This window comes from Streptomyces sp. NPDC040432, assembly GCF_055595445.1.
The window spans coordinates 1-12,760 of the sequence record NZ_JBVIVP010000032.1; the positions used below are offsets into that span (position 1 = coordinate 1).

13 protein-coding genes are annotated in these 12,760 nt (G+C 74.3%); 10 read left to right on the forward strand and 3 right to left on the reverse strand.

Annotation, left to right across the window (positions count from 1 at the left end; translation table 11 throughout):
• Together ACZ58N_RS35840 and ACZ58N_RS35845 are read left to right on the forward strand one after the other, a co-directional pair.
• Positions 1-165 (forward strand): methionine adenosyltransferase domain-containing protein (locus ACZ58N_RS35840; RefSeq protein WP_471169008.1); only part of this gene is annotated, 165 nt, incomplete at its 5' end.
• A 92-nt stretch (positions 166-257) separates the two neighbouring features.
• Positions 258-2,357, forward strand: coding sequence for a primosomal protein N' (locus ACZ58N_RS35845; protein ID WP_471168874.1), 2,100 nt, complete (start codon positions 258-260; stop codon positions 2,355-2,357).
• Positions 2,358-2,504: 147 nt separating this feature from the next.
• On the opposite strand, the gene ACZ58N_RS35850 is transcribed toward ACZ58N_RS35845, so the two are convergent.
• Positions 2,505-3,044, reverse strand: coding sequence for a hypothetical protein (locus ACZ58N_RS35850; protein ID WP_471168877.1), 540 nt, complete (start codon positions 3,042-3,044; stop codon positions 2,505-2,507).
• A 252-nt stretch (positions 3,045-3,296) separates the two neighbouring features.
• Here ACZ58N_RS35850 and fmt point away from each other — a divergent pair, with 252 nt between their 5' ends.
• Both fmt and ACZ58N_RS35860 read left to right on the forward strand, forming a co-directional pair.
• A complete protein-coding gene (gene fmt / locus ACZ58N_RS35855; protein ID WP_471168880.1) occupies positions 3,297-4,241 on the forward strand; it encodes a methionyl-tRNA formyltransferase in 945 nt (314 codons plus the stop codon).
• Positions 4,242-4,351: 110 nt separating this feature from the next.
• The gene (locus tag ACZ58N_RS35860; RefSeq protein WP_471168883.1) at positions 4,352-5,830 is read left to right on the forward strand and encodes an RsmB/NOP family class I SAM-dependent RNA methyltransferase; all 1,479 of its coding nucleotides are present in this window, start codon (positions 4,352-4,354) and stop codon (positions 5,828-5,830) included.
• Between the two features lie 49 nt (positions 5,831-5,879).
• On the opposite strand, the gene ACZ58N_RS35865 is transcribed toward ACZ58N_RS35860, so the two are convergent.
• Entirely contained in the window at positions 5,880-7,268 is a 1,389-nt protein-coding gene (locus tag ACZ58N_RS35865) for an MFS transporter (RefSeq protein WP_471168886.1), read from the reverse strand.
• A 187-nt stretch (positions 7,269-7,455) separates the two neighbouring features.
• Here ACZ58N_RS35865 and rpe point away from each other — a divergent pair, with 187 nt between their 5' ends.
• The 5 genes from rpe to ACZ58N_RS35890 all read left to right on the forward strand — a co-directional run bounded on the left by rpe (position 7,456) and on the right by ACZ58N_RS35890 (position 10,542).
• A complete protein-coding gene (rpe, locus tag ACZ58N_RS35870; protein ID WP_266578278.1) occupies positions 7,456-8,142 on the forward strand; it encodes a ribulose-phosphate 3-epimerase in 687 nt (228 codons plus the stop codon).
• Between the two features lie 138 nt (positions 8,143-8,280).
• A complete protein-coding gene (locus ACZ58N_RS35875) occupies positions 8,281-9,294 on the forward strand; it encodes a sugar-binding transcriptional regulator (RefSeq protein WP_281205210.1) in 1,014 nt (337 codons plus the stop codon).
• 105 nt (positions 9,295-9,399) lie between these two features.
• Positions 9,400-9,621, forward strand: a complete 222-nt coding sequence (locus tag ACZ58N_RS35880; protein WP_471168889.1) for a hypothetical protein — start codon at positions 9,400-9,402, stop codon at positions 9,619-9,621.
• Positions 9,622-9,670: 49 nt separating this feature from the next.
• Entirely contained in the window at positions 9,671-10,132 is a 462-nt protein-coding gene (locus ACZ58N_RS35885) for a guanyl-specific ribonuclease (protein WP_471168892.1), read from the forward strand.
• Positions 10,129-10,542, forward strand: a complete 414-nt coding sequence (locus ACZ58N_RS35890) for a barstar family protein (protein WP_471168895.1) — start codon at positions 10,129-10,131, stop codon at positions 10,540-10,542. The genes ACZ58N_RS35885 and ACZ58N_RS35890 overlap by 4 nt, the downstream gene beginning before the upstream one ends.
• Positions 10,543-10,666: 124 nt before the next feature.
• Here the strand turns inward: ACZ58N_RS35890 and ACZ58N_RS35895 are convergent, their stop codons facing one another.
• On the reverse strand, positions 10,667-10,999 hold the full coding sequence (locus tag ACZ58N_RS35895; protein WP_471168898.1) for a putative quinol monooxygenase: 333 nt from the start codon (positions 10,997-10,999) through the stop codon (positions 10,667-10,669).
• Between the two features lie 284 nt (positions 11,000-11,283).
• Here ACZ58N_RS35895 and ACZ58N_RS35900 point away from each other — a divergent pair, with 284 nt between their 5' ends.
• The gene (locus tag ACZ58N_RS35900) at positions 11,284-12,726 is read left to right on the forward strand and encodes a GuaB1 family IMP dehydrogenase-related protein (protein ID WP_471168901.1); all 1,443 of its coding nucleotides are present in this window, start codon (positions 11,284-11,286) and stop codon (positions 12,724-12,726) included.
• Positions 12,727-12,760 lie beyond the last annotated feature (34 nt).

A 12,760-nucleotide genomic window follows, 5' to 3' on the forward strand; every position in this document is an offset into this window, starting at 1 on the left:
CAGGTCTTCGACCTCCGCCCCGCCGCGATCATCCGCGACCTGGACCTGCTGCGCCCGATCTACGCGCAGACCGCCGCCTACGGCCACTTCGGCCGTGAGCTCCCCGACTTCACCTGGGAGCGCACCGACCGCGTCGACGCGCTGCGCGCGGCCGCCGGCCTGTAGGTCGCCCCGCGGAGCAACCGCACCTGACGAACGGCCCCGGACCCATCCGTCCGGGGCCGTTCGCTGTCGGTGTCATTTGGTAAGAATGCAGGGTGAGCAGCGCGAACGATTCCCCGCCGGAACAGCTCGCCCTGATCCGGGAGATGGTTGCCGAGGCGAAGGCCAAGGCGCCCAAGGCCAAACCGCGGACCTGGCGCGGAGCCGCCCTCGCGGAGGAACTGCCGGTCGCCCGGGTCCTCGTCAACAAGGGCGTCCTGCACCTCGACCGCCCGTTCGACTACGCCGTGCCCGCCGAACTCTCCGACGTGGCGCAGCCCGGCGTCCGCGTCCGGGTCCGGTTCGGGGCCGGTTCCCACCGGGTGCACGGAGGCCGTCGCGAGGGCGGCGGCCTCATCGACGGGTTCATCGTCGAGCGGCGCGCCGATTCCGACTACGACGGGGCGCTGGCCGCCCTGGCCCAGGTCGTCTCGCCCGAGGTGGTCCTCGGCCCCCGCATGCTGGCCCTGACCCAGGCCGTCGCCGACCGGTACGCCGGCAGCCTCGCCGACGTCCTCCAGCTCGCCCTGCCGCCGCGCAACGCCCGCGCCGAGGCGAAGCCCTCGCCCGAGCCCATGCCCCCGCCCCCCGCGCCCGAACCGGGCGGCTGGGAGCGGTACGGCGCCGGGCCCGGCTTCCTGCGCGCCCTGGCCGGCGGCGGCACCCCCCGCGCGGTGTGGACCGCCCTGCCGGGCCCCGGCTGGGCGGACGAACTGGCCCGCGCGATGGCCGCCACCCTCTCCTCCGGCCGCGGCGCCCTCGCCGTCGTCCCCGACGGGCGCACCGCCTCCCGGGTCGACGCGGCGCTCACCGCCCTGCTCGGCGAGGGCCGGCACGCCCTGCTCACCGCCGAATCCGGCCCGGAGAAGCGCTACCGGCAGTGGCTGGCCGTCAGCCGGGGATCGGTGCGCGCGGTCGTCGGCACCCGGGCCGCGATGTTCGCCCCCGTACGGGACCTCGGGCTCGTCGCCGTCTGGGACGACGGCGACTCCAGCCACTCCGACGACCGCGCCCCCTTCCCGCACGTCCGCGAGGTACTGGAACTGCGCGCGGTCACCGACGGCTGCGGGTTCCTCGTCGGGAGCACCGGTTGCACCGTGGAGGCCGCCCAACTGGTGGAGTCAGGTTGGGCCCGGCCGTTGACGGCCGACCGGGAGACGGTCCGCGCCGTCGCGCCCCGGATCCGGACCGTGGGCGACGAACTCCTCGCCCGTGACGGTGCGGCCCGGGCCGCGCGACTGCCCAGCCTGGCCTGGGAAACCGTCCGCGAAGGCCTCAAGTCCGGCCCCGTCCTCGTCCAGGTGCCACGACGCGGCTACGTGCCCCGACTCGCCTGCGAGCGGTGTCGCGCCCCCGCCCGCTGCACCGTGTGCGCCGGGCCGCTGGAAGCCCCCGACGAGCGCGACCTGCACTGCGGGTGGTGCGGGCGGGCGGAGCCGGCCTGGCACTGCGAGGAGTGCGGGGGGTTCCGGCTGCGGGCCCAGGTCGTGGGCGCGCGGCGGACCGCAGAGGAACTCGGGCGGGCCTTCCCGGCCGTGCCCGTGCGGACCTCCGGGCGCGACCACGTGCTGGACGAGGTGCCGGACCGGCCCGCGCTCGTGGTGTGCACCCCGGGCGCCGAGCCGGTCGCGGCGGGCGCCGGCTACGCGGCCGCCCTGCTCCTCGACGGGTGGGCCATGCTGACCCGGCCCGACCTGCGGGCGGGGGAGGAGGCGCTGCGCCGCTGGATCGCCGCCTCCTCCCTGGTGCGGGCCGACGGACAGGTGGTGGTGGTCGCCGAGCCGACGCTGCGGCCCGTGCAGGCCCTGGTCCGGTGGGACCCGGTGGGGCACGCCGTACGGGAACTCGCGGAGCGCGCCCAGTTGGGGTTCCCACCGGTCTCCCGGATGGCGGCGGTGGCCGGTCGGGGGGACGCCCTGGAGGCCTTCCTCGCGGCCGCCGCCCTGCCCCCCGACGCGGAGGTCCTGGGCCCGGTACCGCTGCCCGGCCGGCGCGGGGACCCCTCACCCGGCGAGCGGGCGCTGGTACGGGTCCCGCCCGGGAGCGGGGCCGCGCTGGCCGCGGCCCTCAAGGCGGCGCAGGCCGCCCGCATGGCGCGCGGGGTCCCGGTGGCGGAGGCGGTCCGGGTCCGCATCGACCCGTCGGACATCGGCTGACCGGGCAACCGGCGCCGTCCGGCCCGGGGGACGCCCGGGAACGCCGCCGCCCCGGCGGGGTGACCGGTGGGGTCGCCCCGCCGGGGCGGGTGGTGCGGAGCCGGGCCCCGGCCGTCGGGGGTCGGCGACCCGGCGGCGGGCTCCGGGTCAGCCGTTGCGCGGGCCCGGGAAGGCCGGGGTCCGCGGGGCCGGCGCGGCCGACGAGGCCGGGGCCCCGACCGCGGAGTCCTCGCGGGCGGGCTGGGGCGGGACCGAGCGGGCCGCCGGGATCGTGGGCAGGGGGCCCAGGGTCCGGGTGGTGGTGCCCTCGGCGGGCTGCTCGGCGGCCTCGGTGGTCTGCGCGCGGCGGGCCCCGTAGCGGCGGTGCACCGCCTGCTTGGTCACGCCGAGCGCCGAGCCGACGGCGTCCCACGAGAATCCGAGCGAGCGGTCGAAGTCCACGGCTGCGGTGACCAGCGTCTCGACGCTGTCCCGGAGTTCCTGCGCGAGTCGGACGGTGGGTGCCGGTGCCCTGCCGTAGACGACGAAGCCCGTGGAGGGCCCGGAGCGGCGCGGGCGGTACACGTTGCCGAGCTGGGCGGTGAGCGTACGCAGAGCGTCCACTTGCCGGCGAACCCGCTCGATGTCCCGTACCAGGAGGTGCAGGCTGGCCCGTGCTTGGGCGTCATGGGTGGCGTGGTCGGCCATGGAGAAGCCTCTCGAACCGGTGCTGAAGAGCGGATGGGGCCGCAGACACCGTTCTTGTGCGCGGCCCGTTTCGGTCAATCTCTCTTGACCAACGCGTCACCCGGCGCCCAGGTCACGCACCGGGGGCGTGTCGGCATATGCGAGAGGCGCGCGGGTCCGCGTACGCCCCCTCGGGACCGCAGGTGGGCGGCCTCGCGGGGGCCCCATAGACTGGTGTGCTGCTGACAGCCCGGATAGCGAGGTAGGACCCAAGTGAAGCTGGTCTTCGCAGGCACCCCCGAGGTCGCCGTGCCCGCCCTGGACGCCCTCCTCGCCTCCGGGCGGCACGAGGTCGCCGCCGTCGTCACACGGCCCGACGCCCCCGCCGGACGCGGCCGTCGCCTGGTCGCCAGTCCCGTCGCGCAGCGCGCCGAGGAGGCCGGGATCGAGATCCTCAGGCCCACCCGCCCGCGCGACGAGGCGTTCCAGGCCCGGCTGCGCGAGATCGCCCCCGATTGCTGCCCCGTCGTGGCCTACGGCGCGCTGCTCCCCAAGAGCGCCCTGGACATTCCCCGCCACGGATGGGTCAACCTGCACTTCTCCCTGCTGCCCGCCTGGCGCGGAGCGGCGCCCGTGCAGCACTCCGTCATGGCCGGTGACGAGGTCACCGGTGCCTCCACCTTCCGCATCGAGGAAGGCCTCGACACGGGCCCGGTCTTCGGGATCCTCACCGAGGACGTCCGGCCGACCGACACCAGCGGCGACCTGCTGACCCGGCTCGCCTTCGCCGGCGCCGGACTGCTCGCCGCGACCATGGACGGCATCGAGGACGGCACCCTGCGCGCGGTGGAGCAGCCCGCGGACGGGGTGTCCCACGCGTCGAAGATCACCGTCGAGGACGCCCGGATCGACTGGGCCGCGCCCGCGCTGCGCGTCGACCGGGTCGTGCGCGGCTGCACCCCGGCGCCGGGCGCGTGGACCGTCTTCCGGGGGGAGCGGCTCAAACTGATCTCCGTCGGCCCGGTGGCGGACCGCACGGACCTGGAGCCCGGCGTGCTCGCCCCGGCCAAGAACAACGTGTACGTCGGCACCGGCTCGCACGCCGTCGAGCTGCTGTGGGTCCAGCCGCAGGGCAAGAAGCCGATGAAGGCCGCCGACTGGGCGCGCGGGGTGCGGATCGCACCCGGCGAGCGCCTCGGCGGGACCGACGTAGGCTGAACCCGGCGGCGCCGGCCCCGCCGGCGGGTGCCCGCGGGCACCCGCCCGTCCGACCCCTCCGCACCTCCTCCGCACATTCGCAGCACTCGTACCTCCGGAGCACCTTTCACGTGAGCGAACAGCCCCGTCAGCCCGCCCGGCGCCCCGCCGGCGGCGGCAAGCCGTCCGGCAAGCCGGGCAAGCCCTACCGCCGGCCGCAGAAGGACCCCGTCCGCATGCTGGCCTTCGAAGTGCTCCGGGCGGTGGACGAGCGCGACGCGTACGCGAACCTCGTCCTGCCCCCGCTGCTGCGCAAGGCCCGTCAGGACGAGAGCTTCCAGGCGCGGGACGCGGCGCTGGCCACCGAGCTCGTCTACGGGACGCTGCGCCGCCAGGGCACCTACGACGCGGTGATCAAGGCGTGCATCGACCGGCCGCTGCGGGAGGTCGACCCGCCGGTGCTGGACGTGCTCTCGCTCGGCGCGCACCAGCTCCTGGGCACCCGCATCCCCACCCACGCCGCCGTGTCGGCGAGCGTCGAGCTGGCCCGGGTCGTCCTCGGTGACGGCCGGGCCAAGTTCGTGAACGCGGTGCTCCGCAAGATCGCCGCGCACGATCTGGACGGTTGGCTCGAACGGGTGGCGCCGCCCTACGACGACGACGCCGAGGAACACCTCGCCGTCTACCACTCCCACCCCCGCTGGGTCGTCAGCGCGCTGTGGGACGCGCTGGGCGGCGGGCGCGCCGGGATCGAGGACCTCCTCGAAGCCGACAACGAGCGTCCCGAGGTGACGCTGGTGGCCCGGCCGGGCCGCTCCACCCCCGAGGAACTGCTGGAGGCGGTCGGCGAGGACTCGGCGCTGCCGGGCCGCTGGTCCCCGTACGCCGTCCGGATGGCCGAGGGCGGCGAGCCGGGCGCGCTGGAGGCGGTCCGCGACGGACGCGCCGGCGTGCAGGACGAGGGCAGTCAGTTGGTGGCGATGGCCCTCGCGGCGGTGCCGGTCGAGGGCCGCGACGAGCGCTGGCTCGACGGCTGCGCGGGCCCCGGCGGCAAGGCGGCCCTGCTGGGCGCGCTGGCCGCGCAGCGCGGGGCGTTCCTGCTGGCGTCCGAGAAGCAACCGCACCGGGCGCGGCTCGTGGGGCAGGCGCTGGCCGGCAACCCCGGCCCCTACCAGGTCATCGCGGCCGACGGCACGCGGCCCCCGTGGCTGCCGGGCTCCTTCGACCGGGTCCTGGTGGACGTCCCCTGTTCCGGTCTGGGCGCGCTCCGGCGCCGCCCGGAGGCCCGCTGGCGGCGCCGCCCCGAGGACCTGGAGGGCTTCGCGCCGCTCCAGCGCGGGCTGCTGCGGCAGGCGTTGGCAGCGGTGCGGGTGGGCGGCGTCGTCGGCTACGCGACCTGCTCGCCGCACCTGGCGGAGACCCGGGTGGTCGTGGAGGACGTCCTGAAGGGTCGCGGCGCCGCGGCCGCCCCGGTGGCGGCCGAGATGATCGACGCCCGCCCCTACATGGCGGGCGTACCGGCGCTGGGCGACGGCCCGGACGTCCAGCTGTGGCCGCACCTGCACGGCACGGACGCCATGTACCTGGCGCTGCTGCGCCGCACGGCGTAACGGCCGTTCGGTCGCACCGGGGCCGCTCCGAGGCCCCGGACGGGGCCGGTCATCGCTTCCCGGCCGGCGGTCGCGCGCGGTGGGTGTCCCGAGCCGGGGGCGTCCCCTGCGGGCCCGTACGGCGCTCTTGCAGCGGGGACAGCAGCAGCGGGACCCAGGAGAGGGACAGGACGGCGGCGCCGACCCACAGGGCCGTGTGCAGGGTGGTGAGTTCCGCGAGCAGGCCCGAGGCGGCCGAGCCGAGGGCGAGGGCGCCGGTCAGGACGAAGCGGAACGTGGCGTTCATACGGCCCAGGAGCGGGTCCGGGGTGAGGTGCTGGCGCAGGCTCACGCCCAGGACGTTGTCACAGCCGATCTTCGCCATGCACAGCAGCCACCCGGCACCGGCGAGCCAGAGCCACGCCCCCCGGTCCAGCAGGGGCACCAGCAGCGCCGCCGGGGTCAGGGTCAGTACCAGGGCGCGGCCGTAGCCGACCCGGGCGGAGAGCGGGCGGGCCAGGCGGGCACCGAGCAGCAGCCCGGCGCCGCCGGCGGCCCAGAACGCCCCGAGGGCGGCGGCGGAGAGCCCGAGCTCCCGTACGAACAGCACGGGGAGCATGGCGTTGATGACGGCCCCGCCCAGGTTGTTCAGGCCCGCGGACAGGGCCAGGGCGCGCAGTTCCGGGTGGCCCAGCACGTGTCGCAGTCCCTCGGTGATCCGGGTGCGCAGCGGGATCCGCCCGGTGGTGGGCGGCGCCGGGGCGGGCCGGATCCGCAGCAGGCCGATCGCGGAGACGAGGTGGCAGGCGGCGGAGCAGGCCAGGGCGACGGGCGCGGTCAGGAGGGCGATCAGCGCCCCGCCGGCGCCCCTCCCGGCGATGTTCGCGACGGCCATCAGGGTCACGACGGCCGCGTTCGCCCGGACCAGGCCGTCCCGGCCGACCAGCCGGGGGAGCACGCTCTGCGCCCCGACGTCGGAGAAGACGGTGGCGCAGCCGGTGAGCAGGACGACCGCGTACAGCTGGGTCAGGGTCAGGACGCCCCACCACCAGGACAGCGGGAGGGAGCCGAGGAGCACGGCGCGGGCGAGGTCGGCGGCCACGAGGACCTCGCGGGTGCGCAGGCGGTCGACCCAGGCGCCGGCCGGCAGCCCGATGAGGAGGAAGGCGGCGGTGGAGAGCGCAGCGAGGGCGCCGACCTGGCCGGCGCTCGCGTCCAGCGCGGTGAGGGCGAGGAGGGGGACGGCGACGTGTCCGGCGTTGGTGGCGAACTGGTCGAGGGTCGTGGCGCCGAAGAGGGCGCGGAAGTCCCTGCTGCGCCAGGGACCCCCGGGCGGCGCGGCGGTGGTGGACGGGGTGGTGCCGGTCGGGGCGGTGGTGGCCGAGCCGGTCGGGTCGGGGGCGGTATCGACGGGTGCGGCGGGGGCGCCGCCGTCGGTCGGTGGGGGAGCGGATGCCATGCCGGGTGGGACTCCTCCTGAGGTGGCCGTGTGCCGCCGGACGGCGACTGTCATGGACACAAAGTTGGACCGGTGTCACACCGAAGGGCAAGTGAAAAATCGCTCATGATCACTTAAGTGCCGCTACCACGAAATCGAGTTCCGGGGCCATGGCCGGAAGTGGCCGAGGGCATGGCAGGCTTGGGGCATGGCCGTTCAGATCAATCCCAGCATCCTGTCCGCCGACTTCGCCCGACTCGCCGAGGAGGCGAGGGCCGTCGAGGGGGCCGACTGGCTGCATGTCGACGTCATGGACAACCACTTCGTGCCGAACCTGACCCTCGGCGTGCCGATCGTGGAGTCGCTCAGCCGCGCCACGGACATCCCGCTGGACCTGCACCTCATGATCGAGGACCCGGACCGTTGGGCCCCGCAGTACGTGGAGGCGGGCGCCGGATCGGTGACCTTCCACGCGGAGGCCGCCGCCGCGCCGGTGCGGCTCGCCCGGGAGATCCGCGCCAAGGGCGCCCGGGCGGCCATGGCGCTCAAGCCTGGCACCCCGATCGAGCAGTACGAGGACATCCTCCCCGAGCTCGACATGGTGCTGATCATGACGGTCGAACCGGGCTTCGGGGGGCAGTCCTTCCTGGACATCATGCTGCCCAAGGTGCGCCGCACCCGTGAGCTGATCGCCAAGCACGGCCTGGACCTGTGGCTCCAGGTCGACGGCGGGGTCTCGGCCTCGACGATCGAGCGGGTCGCGGAGGCGGGAGCGGACGTGTTCGTGGCCGGTAGCGCGGTCTACGGAGCGGTCGATCCGGCCGCCGCCGTGCGGACCCTGCGCGAGCAGGCGGGCGCGGCGATCGCCGCCGCGCCGTGGGCTTGCGACCACTGAGTCGAGCGTGGGTGAACGGCTCGGTGAACGGAAGCCGTCCGGGCTGATCAACGGCCGTCGGATCTGACAGGATGAACGGCGAGTCGAGAGTGTGAACACGACAGTGTGAACAGCAGTGAGGAGAACGCGGTGTCTGCAATGTCGGCGGGACGGTCAGCCCTGCGGATGGGACCCGCGGAGCTGGTGCAGGCGGCGGCCATGGCGCGCCGCTTCTACCTGGAGGGCAAGTCCAAGATCCAGATCGCCGAGGAGTTCGGCGTGAGCCGCTTCAAGGTGGCCCGGGTCCTGGAGACCGCCCTCGAACGTGACCTCGTACGCATCGAGATCCGGGTGCCGGCGGAATTGGACGCGGAGCGCTCCGACGCGCTGCGCGCCCGCTACGGGCTGCGGCACGCCGTCGTGGTGGAATCGCCGGCCGACGCCACCGAGGACGCCCCGGACCCGGAGAACCTCGGTGCGGTCGCGGCCGACCTGCTGGGCGAACTCGTCAACGAGGGCGACGTACTGGGGCTCGCGTGGGGGCGCTCCACCATCCACATGGCCGCCTCCCTGCACCGGCTGCCCCCGTGCACCGTCGTCCAGTTGACCGGCGTGTACGACGCGGGCACCGCCGAGCGCGGGTCCGTCGAGGCCGTGCGCAGGGCCGCGCAGGTGTCCGGCGGCGACGCTCACCCCATCTACGCGCCGATGCTGCTGCCCGACCCCGCGACCGCGGCCGCGCTGCGCGGTCAGACCGGGATCGCGCGGGCCTTCGAGTACTTCGACAAGGTGACCGTCGCGGCCGTGTCGATCGGCTCCTGGGAGCCGGGCATCTCGACCGTTCACGACATGCTGACCGACGAGGAGCGGGCGCACTACGCCTCGCTGGGCGTCGCAGCCGAAATGTCCGCCCATCTGTTCGACGCCGACGGGCGTCGGGTGGGTCGGGATCTGGGCGAGCGGTGCATCACCGTGGAGGCGGACCGGCTGCGTCGGATCCCCGAGGTGGTGGCCATCGCGGGTGGGTTGCGCAAGGCCTCCGCCATCGGCGCGGTCCTCCGTTCGGGCCTGGTGACCAGCCTCGTCACCGACACCGCGGTCGCCGACTACCTGTTGACGGAGTCGGCTCCGGGGCTCCGTCCGGCGCTGGACCGGGCCGACCCCGACGACTGATCGGGCCGGTCGCCCCCGGTTCCCGGTTCCGTGATCGGGATGGTGCCGGAATCGAGACCCGAACAGCGGACCGCGAGGCGCCCCCGGGGGCGCATACTGGATTCAATGACTAAGTCAGCAGTACCTCGCCGCCATTTGCCGTCCAGCCCGTTCAAGGCCCCCGTGGAACCGCCGCTCCGGCAGTTCAGCGTCGGCGACCGGGTGACTCACGACGAGCACGGCCTCGGCCGTGTCGTCGGTGTTGAGGAGGGAATCGCCGTTCTCGTCGACTTCGGTTCGATCCAGTGCCGCGTCCTGAGTCCGTACACCAAGATGAACGCCCTCTGAGGCGACCGGGCGATTCGCGAGCGAATCGGATATTTGGCACGATCGGTGCATGATCTTTCGGAGCGTGCCCCGGTCACTGCTGCGCGTGCTGGGAGCGCTCTTCCTCTCCGCCGTGCTGGCCGGTGCGGTGGGCTGCGGCGGTGATTCCGCCCCGGCCCCGCCTGCCGCAACCGCCGAGGCCTCCTCCGGCGGCGAGCCCACGGGACGTTCCGCCCTGCCCGGGTGGGTCCAGGGCATGGCGACCGTGCGCGCCGACGCGCTGCCGCAGCAGGCCCGCGAGGTGCTCGTCCTGATCGACAAGGGCGGACCGTACGCCTACCGGCAGGACGGCACCGTCTTCGGGAACTTCGAGAAGGTCCTGCCGAAGCGCAAGCGCGGCTACTACCACGAGTTCACCGTGCGGACACCGGGCGAACGGGACCGCGGGGCCCGGCGGATCGTGACGGGGCAGGGTGGGGAGTTCTACTACACGGACGACCACTACGACACCTTCAAGGCGGTTCTCCGATGACCCTGGACCCGCAGCCGCTCGCCCCCGCCCTCGCCGCCGCCGCCGAGGCGGGCTGGACCACCGTGCGGCTCGACCTTGAGGGTGTGCGGAGCAAGACCTCGCTGATGCGCCGCTGCGGGCGCGCGCTGCGGGCCCCCGACTGGTTCGGCGCCAACTGGGACGCCCTCGCCGACGTGCTGACGGACCTCTCCTGGCTGCCCCCCGCCCCCGGCCGGCTGCTCGCCGTCACCTCCTGGCGGGAGTACGCCGAAGCCCGCCCGACGGACTGGGAGACCCTGCGGGAGGTCCTGGAGGAGGCCGTCGATTTCTGGCGGCAGCAGGACGACGGCCGCCCGCCGCTCACCGTGCTGCTCGCGGGACCGACGACGACCTCCCCGGGCCGGACGCGCGCCGGCGGCGCCGGGAACTGACGGCCGGACCCCGTGCACGGGCCTCGCGCGGGGCGGTCGGCCGCCCCGCGCGATCAGGGAGGGGCGGCGGGACGGATCGCCGCCCCTTCGCGGCCCGCCCGTCCGTGGAGCGTGGGCACGGTGCTCAGGCCCGCCCGGCGGCGGCCCCTCCCGGACCCGCCACGCCGGTCACCCGGTAGTGCTGCATCTCCTCGATGGCCGTGACGTAGGGGCGGATCGCGCTGAAGAACGCGGGGAAGTGCTCGCCCTTGCGGAAGCCGGTCAGGTGGGCGTCGACCGACGTCCAGCGGATCCGCAGGACGTAGCGCTCCGGCTCCTCCTCGCAGCGGGCCAACTCGTAGTCGACGCACTCGGGCGAAGCCGCCAGGGCCTCGGCCCCGCGCGCGTACGCCTGCTCGAACGCGTCCCGGTCGGACAGGGCGATCCGGTAGCGGACGTACTCGACGGTGGTGGTCATGGTGTGGGCCTCTCCCCGGGTTCAGGTGGTCCCGGCCAGCTTTTCGCGGATCGCGGGCGGCGAACAGGCACCCGGGCCGCACGGACCCGACTTCGTGACGTCCCGGCCGTCGCGTCCTACGGGACCAAGGTCCCGTAGGAAAGGACCAGCCGGCCCGGAATGTCCTGGACGATCGGCCCGGGCGGCGTGAACCCGCGGTCATGGGAGAATGAAGTACGTGCGTTTCCTCGACTGCCCTGTCGAGGCCATAGAAGGATCCTTCGAACGACTGGGATGTTCAGCACGTGCGTTTCCTCAATGACCTGAAGCCGCCGTACGACCTGACGTACGACGATGTGTTCATGGTGCCGAGCCGCTCCGCGGTCGGTTCCCGCCAGGGCGTCGACCTGTCCTCGCCCGACGGCACCGGCACCACCATTCCACTGGTCGTGGCCAACATGACCGCCATCGCGGGCCGCCGGATGGCCGAGACCGTCGCCCGCCGCGGCGGGATCGTCGTCATCCCGCAGGACATCCCGATCGAGGTCGTCACCGACGTCATCTCCTGGGTGAAGACCCGCCACCTCGTGCTCGACACCCCGATCACGCTGGCACCCACCCAGACCGTCGCCGACGCGATCTCCCTGCTGCCCAAGCGCGCCCACGGCGCCGGTGTCGTCGTCGACGCCGAGGGCCGCCCGCTCGGCGTCGTCACCGACCACGACCTGACCGGCGTCGACCGCTTCACCCAGCTCTCCGAGGTCATGTCGAAGGAGCTGCTGCTCATCGACGCCGACATGGACCCCCGCGACGCCTTCAACCAGCTCGACGCGGGCCACCGCAAGCTGGCCCCGGCCGTCGACAAGGACGGCAAGCTGGTCGGCATCCTGACCCGCAAGGGCGCCCTGCGGGCCACCCTCTACACCCCGGCCACCGACGCCAACGGCAAGCTGCGCATCGCCGCGGCCGTCGGCATCAACGGCGACTTCGTCGCCAAGGCCAAGCAGCTGCTCGACGCCGGCGCGGACACCATCGTCATCGACACCGCGCACGGCCACCAGGAATCGATGATCAACGCGATCAAGGCCGTTCGCGCCCTGGACCCGCAGGTCCCGATCGTCGCCGGCAACATCGTGGCCGCCGAGGGCGTCAAGGACCTCATCGACGCCGGCGCCGACATCATCAAGGTCGGTGTGGGCCCCGGCGCCATGTGCACCACCCGCATGATGACCGGCGTGGGCCGCCCGCAGTTCTCCGCGGTCCTGGAGTGCGCCGCCGAGGCGAAGAAGTACGGCAAGCACGTCTGGGCCGACGGCGGCGTCCGTCACCCGCGCGACGTGGCCATGGCCCTCGCCGCCGGCGCGTCCAACGTCATGATCGGCTCCTGGTTCGCCGGTACGTACGAGTCCCCGGGCGACCTCCAGCAGTCCGCCGACGGGCGCTTCTACAAGGAGTCCTTCGGCATGGCCTCGGCCCGCGCCGTGCGCAACCGCACCTCCGAGGAGTCGGCCTACGACCGCGCCCGCAAGGCGCTGTTCGAGGAGGGCATCTCCACCTCGCGCATGTTCCTCGACCCGACCCGCCCGGGCGTCGAGGACCTGATCGACTCGATCATCGCCGGTGTCCGTTCCTCCTGCACCTACGCGGGTGCGGGCTCCCTCGCGGAGTTCGAGGAGAAGGCCGTCGTCGGCATCCAGTCCGCGGCCGGCTACGCCGAGGGCAAGCCGCTCCACGCCAGCTGGAGCTAGTCGGACCCGTACCGCCGGTGGCCCCGGTCCCACC

Excerpts from the sequence above, each read along its gene's own strand:
- ACZ58N_RS35850 (WP_471168877.1), bottom strand. The coding sequence starts at position 3,044 with ATGGCCGACCACGCCACCCATGACGCCCAAGCACGGGCCAGCCTGCAC.
- ACZ58N_RS35865 (WP_471168886.1), bottom strand. The coding sequence starts at position 7,268 with ATGGCATCCGCTCCCCCACCGACCGACGGCGGCGCCCCCGCCGCACCC.
- rpe (WP_266578278.1), top strand. The coding sequence starts at position 7,456 with ATGGCCGTTCAGATCAATCCCAGCATCCTGTCCGCCGACTTCGCCCGA.
- ACZ58N_RS35875 (WP_281205210.1), top strand. The coding sequence starts at position 8,281 with ATGTCGGCGGGACGGTCAGCCCTGCGGATGGGACCCGCGGAGCTGGTG.
- ACZ58N_RS35880 (WP_471168889.1), top strand. The coding sequence starts at position 9,400 with ATGACTAAGTCAGCAGTACCTCGCCGCCATTTGCCGTCCAGCCCGTTC.
- ACZ58N_RS35885 (WP_471168892.1), top strand. The coding sequence starts at position 9,671 with ATGATCTTTCGGAGCGTGCCCCGGTCACTGCTGCGCGTGCTGGGAGCG.
- ACZ58N_RS35890 (WP_471168895.1), top strand. The coding sequence starts at position 10,129 with ATGACCCTGGACCCGCAGCCGCTCGCCCCCGCCCTCGCCGCCGCCGCC.
- ACZ58N_RS35895 (WP_471168898.1), bottom strand. The coding sequence starts at position 10,999 with ATGACCACCACCGTCGAGTACGTCCGCTACCGGATCGCCCTGTCCGAC.